The 7,030-nt window shown below is 49.4% G+C and carries 3 protein-coding genes; 2 read left to right on the plus strand and 1 reads right to left on the minus strand.

Annotated features, from left to right (window positions below):
- Nucleotides 1–5: 5 nt before the first annotated feature.
- Both C4S60_RS17535 and C4S60_RS17540 read left to right on the plus strand, forming a co-directional pair.
- A complete protein-coding gene (locus C4S60_RS17535; RefSeq protein WP_103881661.1) occupies nt 6–1,916 on the plus strand; it encodes a bifunctional diguanylate cyclase/phosphodiesterase in 1,911 nt (636 codons plus the stop codon).
- A gap of 14 nt (nt 1,917–1,930) precedes the next feature.
- On the plus strand, nt 1,931–4,045 hold the full coding sequence (locus tag C4S60_RS17540) for a type I secretion system permease/ATPase (protein ID WP_103881662.1): 2,115 nt from the start codon (nt 1,931–1,933) through the stop codon (nt 4,043–4,045).
- Nucleotides 4,046–4,139: 94 nt separating this feature from the next.
- On the opposite strand, the gene C4S60_RS17545 is transcribed toward C4S60_RS17540, so the two are convergent.
- Nucleotides 4,140–7,030, minus strand: a 2,891-nt coding sequence (locus tag C4S60_RS17545) for a Calx-beta domain-containing protein (protein ID WP_279626955.1), incomplete at its 5' end; no start/stop codon positions are given.

The raw sequence follows: 7,030 nt of genomic DNA on the forward strand, positions 1-7,030 counted from the left end.
CAATTATGACACTATACAGACAGCTAGTGGTTGGCATGATAGCGGTATTCATACTGCTTTTGACGTCGGTGTTTATCATCGAATTCAACACAACAAGAAACTTCCTGGAGCAGCAGCAACGTTCTGAAGTAAACAATACGATCAATACCGTAGGTTTGGCGCTTGCCCCGTATTTGAAACAGCAAGACAAAGTTGCGGTCGAGTCGGTGATCAATGCACTTTTTGATGGTAGCACCTACTCAACGGTGCGCTTGGTGTTCCTCGAGTCCGATGAAGAAATCTTGCGAAGCTATCCCATCAAGGCCAGTGATGTTCCTGACTGGTTTACCAACCTTCACCTGTTTACCCCTCTCCACGACTCGCGAGTGGTGACCAGTGGCTGGCTGCAACTGGCTGAAGTCGAAATTATCAGTCATCCCGGGCAAGCCTACGCGCAGCTCTGGCAAGCGTTCGAAAGACTGTCTGCGGCCTTCTTGGGCATTTTCACACTCGGCATACTGGCGATTGCATTTATTCTGAGACGCGCACTGACGCCGCTCCGCGCCATCGTCAGAAAAATGGATCAAGTGGCCAATAAACAGTTTGGTGAACCCTTACACCGCCCGAACACCAAAGATTTGATTGCCGTCGTCGACGGCATCAACAGCATGTCAGCTCACGTTGAGGAGTCCTTCAAACAGCAAGCAAAAGAAGCTCAGAAACTGCGTGAGCGAGCGTACATGGATCCGGTGTCACACTTAGGTAACCGAGCCTTCTTTATGGGACAACTCAACCAGTGGCTGTCTGAGTCCTCACTGGGTGGTGTCGCCATATTGCAAGCAGAGTTCATTAAACAGACCTACAAATCGGAAGGATATGAAGCCGGGGATGGGATGGTCAGAGAACTGTCCGACCTATTGTCTATGACCATTAATATCCCCAATACGGTGATTGCCCGAATTTCAACCGACGAGTTTGGCTTTGTCTTCCCGAGTATTGACGAAACGGAACTCAAGTTTGCCGCCAATAGCATCATGACCTGTGTTCAGGATCTGAACGCAGATCCAACCGGACTGAGCAAAGCCAAAGCATCGCTGGGGGTCGTGTTCAATGAAGAACGTAAGAACTCCACCCAGATGCTGTCGATCCTGGATAACGCGTTGACCAAAGCCAAAGCCGATCCAGAGCTGGAATACGGCTATATATCGAGTGAACAAACTGGCGTTATCATGGGTAAACAGCAGTGGCGTGCACTGGTTGAAGAGGCAGTCAGCAATGATCAGGTTGTCTATCGTTTTCAGGCTGCAAACAGCAATTGGGGTGAAACCTATCACAAAGAAGTGTTCTCAGCCATCGAGATGGGTGACGTTCGATATACCGCGAACCAATACCTGCTGGCCCTTGAACAACTGAATGCCAGTCACATCTTTGATGAGCACGTCATTATGTCGGTAATCAATAAACTGGAACGAGAAGCTATGTCCGATCCTATTGCCGTCAATATTGCGCCAACCAGTATTGGACAGCCAAGCTTCATTCGCTGGATAAGTCAGGTACTGGCGAAACATCGCAGCATCAGTGACAAACTTCATTTTGAAATCCCGGAGAGCTGTTTCATCAATAATCCTCACCACACTGCCTTGTTCTGTAATGCTATTCGTAATGAAGGGGCAAAGTTTGGCGTCGATAACTATGGCCGTAATTTCCAGTCTCTAGAGTACCTTAGTGAGTTCAGGCCTGACTACGTGAAACTGGATTATCTTTATACCCACCAGCTTGATGACGAAAAACAGAAATTTACGCTCACGTCGATTTCGAGAACGGCGCACAATCTGGGAATTAAAACTATTGCCTCACGAGTGGAAACACAAACTCAGCTCGACTTTTTGTCCGAGCACTTTGTGGATGTATTCCAGGGCTTTATCGTGGACAAATAATAGGTGCAGAATCCATGAAGGATCCGTTACTAAATTCGCTTATCTATATCAGCCGTTATTATGGCCTTGCCAATTCACCAGATGCTTTAGTGAACGGTTTGCCGCTTTCTGAAGGTAAGCTGACACCTTTCCTTGTACCGCGCTCGGCTGAGCGTGCGGGGCTGGTGGCCAAAGAAAATCGCGCTGACATTGAGAAGATCCCCAACATCGTTTTTCCTGTCATTTTATTGCTAAAAGGTGGCGATGCTTGTGTTCTGAACAGTATAGATAGCGATAATAATGAAGCGGAAGTCATCACGCTAGAATCGGGCATGGTTCCCATTTCCGTTCCTTTAGATGATATCCGCGCGCAATTTATCGGTCGCTACTTTTTGGTGAAAAAACAGTTCCGTTATGATGAACGGTCCCCAGAAGTACTTAAAACCCGCGATGGCCATTGGTTTTGGGGAACTATCTGGGAATCAAAGCGCATTTATCGTGATGTACTTATTGCCTCATTGCTGATCAATATCTTTGCCATTGCCGCTCCACTGTTTACCCGCCTGGTCTACGATAAAGTGGTGCCTAACCTAGCGTTTGAAACTCTGTGGGTGCTGGCGACGGGTATCTTTGTGGTGTTTGGCTTCGATCTGATTCTGAAGTTGATGCGTAGCTACTTCATTGATGTTGCAGGCAAAAAATCCGATATTCTGATCTCGTCTAAACTGTTTAGCAAAGTGATGGGGATACGCATGGAATCCCGCCCCCCATCAGTCGGTGCCTTTGCCCGCCACCTACAAGAGTTTGAGTCGATTCGTGAGTTCTTCACCTCAGCCACTATCGGCTCGCTCATCGATCTGCCATTTGCAATCTTGTTCTTGGTCATCATTTGGTTGATGGCCGGAAACCTGGTCATTATCCCGATTGTCGGCGTGATCATCCTACTGGTGTATTCATTGTTGATTCAGGGGCCCTTGCGTAAAACGATTGAAGAGGGCTCCAGGCTGGCTTCCCAGAAATACGCCAACCTGATCGAAAGTCTGGCGGGTCTGGAGACCGTGAAGATTTTTGGTGCGCAAAGCCAGTATCAATATCGCTGGGAAGAAGCGGTTGCGCACATGGCGAACTGGAATATCAAGAGTAAACGTATCACCGACGGTATTCAAAATACCGCTGGTTTTGTCCAGCAGTCTTCCAATATCGGGATGATTATTCTCGGTGTCTACCTGATTGCCGAAGGGGAACTGACGATGGGTGGCTTGATTGCCGCCACCATGCTAAGTAGCCGAGCGATTGGCCCATTGGTGCAGCTCTCGTTACTGTCTACGCGCTATAATCAGGCGAAGTCCTCCATGACAATTATCGAGCAAGTCATGGCTATGCCTGATGAGCAAGAAGAAGGGAAGCGCTATATTCATCGTCCTATTATCCATGGAAAGATCGAACTGGACCGCGTCACCTTCCACTATCCCGATTCACCGATGGCATCAATTCGCGATTTGAGTCTGACCATCAATCCTGGTGAGAAAGTGGCGATCATTGGACGTATCGGTTCAGGTAAAACCACTCTGGAACGCCTGATTATGGGCCTTTATCAGCCAACAGAAGGGCATGTAAGGATAGACGAGACCGACATTGCCCAGTTGCACCATGTGGATGTCAGACGCAACATAGGCTGCGTACCGCAGGACTGTGCGCTGTTCTATGGCTCCATCCGAGACAATATCACCTTAGGTCGCCCACTAGTAGACGATAGAGACGTAATGGATGCGGCGAACCGCGCCGGTGTCACCGTATTTACTCAGCAAGATCCGGCTGGTCTGGAACGTCAGGTTGGAGAAGGTGGTTTACTGTTATCTGGTGGCCAGAGACAAGCCGTGGCCATTGCCCGTGCCTTTGTAGCCCGCCCACCTATCCTGATTATGGACGAGCCTACCAGTTCGATGGATAACCGCTCGGAAATGCACGTCAAAACACAGCTCAAGCAACTGAAGGACTCGGAAACATTAATTCTGATCACCCACAAAACATCCATGCTCGAGGTGGTCGATCGCGTGATTGTGATGGAAAAAGGATCCATCGTCGCAGATGGTCCAAAGAACAAGGTATTAAATGACCTGAGAGAAGGGAAAGTCAGAGCCGCGAGTTGATACGTTGCATGCTTTTATCTGCAATTCAATTAAAAATAAAAGCCACGGTGACCACCGTGGCTTTTGTTTTTAGTAACCAACCAGAGCACAACGTCTAGGTATCGTGAATCACAATAATACTGTTAAGCACATCATTGGTGACACCTGTCACTCCTTCAAGCTCAATAGTGACCGTCCTACCCTCTCCTTTATCAACGTTTATATAGGTATTGCCATCCTGCTCACTGACATCGATGATGTTGCTGTCGAGTAGGTTTTCAAGGGTATCTGTTTCATCAAACAAATCAGAAAAATCAATCACGTCTGAGTTGCCAGCTTGTTGTGAGAAATCAGTAATGACATCAAATCCACCATCCAAATCGGCTTCAACCCATTTGAAACTGTCATTGCCCAATCCACCAGTCATGACATCATCACCCAGACCACCAATAAGCAGATCGTCACCATCAGTACCATGGATAACCGTCACGCCATTTCCGCCTTGCACGGCAAAATCAACGTCATCTTCTATGTCCAGATTCCCATTGGTCAGGATATTGACATCAACGGTCGCGGTTTCTTCACTTGGGTTGCCATCGGAGTCTACCGCACTGTATACAAACTGGTCATTTACCTGCGCTTCATGAATATCGATACTTTGCAGAACAAATCCGGCATTTTGATCCGTCTCGTCCACAGCGATGATTCTGATCTCGTCAAACGGTTCGGTTGAGTTAACCAGAATTTCAGCTTGTTTCTCACTAGGAACAAATTTGCTGCCATCCATGATCACAGGATCTTCATCAACAAGCACCCCATCACGATACAAGTAAATAAGAATGAGAGAGTCACCATTATTAAATGACCCCGTCATTGCACCGGTACCAACGGTCAAACTCGTGACCAAGCCGCCATTAAATTTGACCGACATGTACTCTTTCTCTGCCGATTCGGTTTCTTTGCCCTGACCACTTTCATCAAATCGCTTGGTGAAATACCCTCTCTGTTTGAGTACCCCTGAACCATCAAAACCGATCTCCTCAACAGTCAAGTTGTCATGAGGAGCGGAACCGCTATAGGTCCCCCCCGTTAACTCTATACCCTGCTCTAGGAGCTCATTCAAGTCGCCCGTGAAACCGTCCACCGTCGCATCAAACGCAACGTCCAGCTCGTAGTAGATATCATAGGTATCTTCAATCATATCCCCTTCATCAAGGTCAAACCTTTGCCCTGAACCACTAATAAAATAAAGCTGTCCATAGGCAGGTTCGTTCTCGATTTTGATGAAAGTATTCTTATCGGCAGACTGATCATCCTCAAGATCTGTAATGAAGTCTGAAAAATCAATCGGTATGGTGTCTTCACTGGCGAAATATTCGAAGCTGGTGACTTCTGGTGGGGTGTCACCAAAATCAATGATCGTCGTTTCCTGCGTTGCCTCGCTCAAATCGAGAGCCTCAAATATTGGCGCGCCTGCAGACGTAGTGACACCGCTGACACTGACTGAGAAGTTTTCATCCCCTTCCCATAGAAGGTCATCGACAGTGTCTATGGTAAATGTCGCCGTAACACCATCAGGTCCTACAATAGCCTGAGTGGTTTCAACGATATCTTCGTTGGAGGCTGTGGTATAGGTGTAACTTAAAGTGATCACGCTATTCTCAGGAACCGGCTCACTCAAACTCACCGTGTATATACCCGTTTGTTGTCCTTCAGTCACGTAATCTGGCCCTTGTAGGGTGACTTTAACCGTATCTTCTGGCCCCGGAATATCTTCATCGATGATGGTGGTCTGCTGGCTCGCTCCGTCTAAGTTCAGCGCTTCGAAAATCGCGTTACCATCCCCGTCTTCAACGCCCGACACGCTCACGGTAAAGCTTTCGCTGCCTTCCGCCAGATTGTCATCCAGAGTATCGATAGTGAACGTCGCGGTAGTGCCGTCGCCGCCCACAATAGCGGAGAGGGTCTTGGTGTAATCCTCTCCTGCGGTCGCGGTGCCATCGGTGTAACTGAGCGTGACCACCGAGCCGACAGGCGCTGCGCTGCTGAGTGTAACGGTATACGTGGTGCTGGTGTCACCCTCAACGATGTTCTCAGGACCGTCAAGGGTCACGGTCACGGTATCTTCAGGGCCTGGGTCGCCTTCATCGGTGATGTTGGTCAGCTGGCTCGCTCCGTCTAAGTTCAGCGCTTCGAAAATCGCGTTGCCTTCCCCGTCTTCAACGCCCGACACGCTCACGGTAAAGCTTTCGCTGCCTTCTACGAGGTTGTCATCCAGGGTGTCGATAGTGAACGTCGCTGTAGTGCCGTCGCCACCCACGATAGCGGTGAGGGTCTTGGTGTAGTCTTCACCTGCGGTCGCGGTGCCATCGGTGTAACTGAGCGTGACCACCGAACCAATCGGTGCCGCGCTACTGAGTTTAACGGTATACGTCGAACTGGTGTCACCCTCAACAATGCTCTCCGGCCCTTCAAGGGTCACGGTCACGGTGTCTTCAGGCCCCGGAATATCTTCATCGGTGATGTGGGTCAGCTGGCTCGCGCCGTCTAAGTTCAGCGCTTCGAAAACCGCGTTGCCTTCCCCGTCTTCAACACCCGATACACTTACGGTGAAGTTTTCGCTGCCTTCCGCCAGATCGTCATCCAGAGTATCGATAGTGAACGTCGCGGTAGTGCCATCGCCACCCACAATAGCGGTGAGGGTCTTGGTGTAGTCTTCTCCCGCTGTCGCGGTACCATCGGTGTAACTGAGCGTGACCACCGAACCAATCGGTGCCGCGCTGCTGAGTGTAACGGTATACGTGGTGCTGGTGTCACCCTCAACAATGCTCTCCGGCCCTTCAAGGGTCACGGTCACGGTGTCTTCAGGGCCTGGGTCGCCTTCATCGGTGATGTGGGTCAACTGGCTCGCTCCGTCTAAGTTCAGCGCTTCGAAAATCGCGTTGCCTTCCCCGTCTTCAACGCCCGACACGTTCACGGTAAAGCTTTCGCTGCCTTCTACGAGGT

The sequence above is a fragment of the Vibrio hangzhouensis genome, from assembly GCF_900107935.1.
Taxonomy (GTDB): domain Bacteria; phylum Pseudomonadota; class Gammaproteobacteria; order Enterobacterales; family Vibrionaceae; genus Vibrio; species Vibrio hangzhouensis.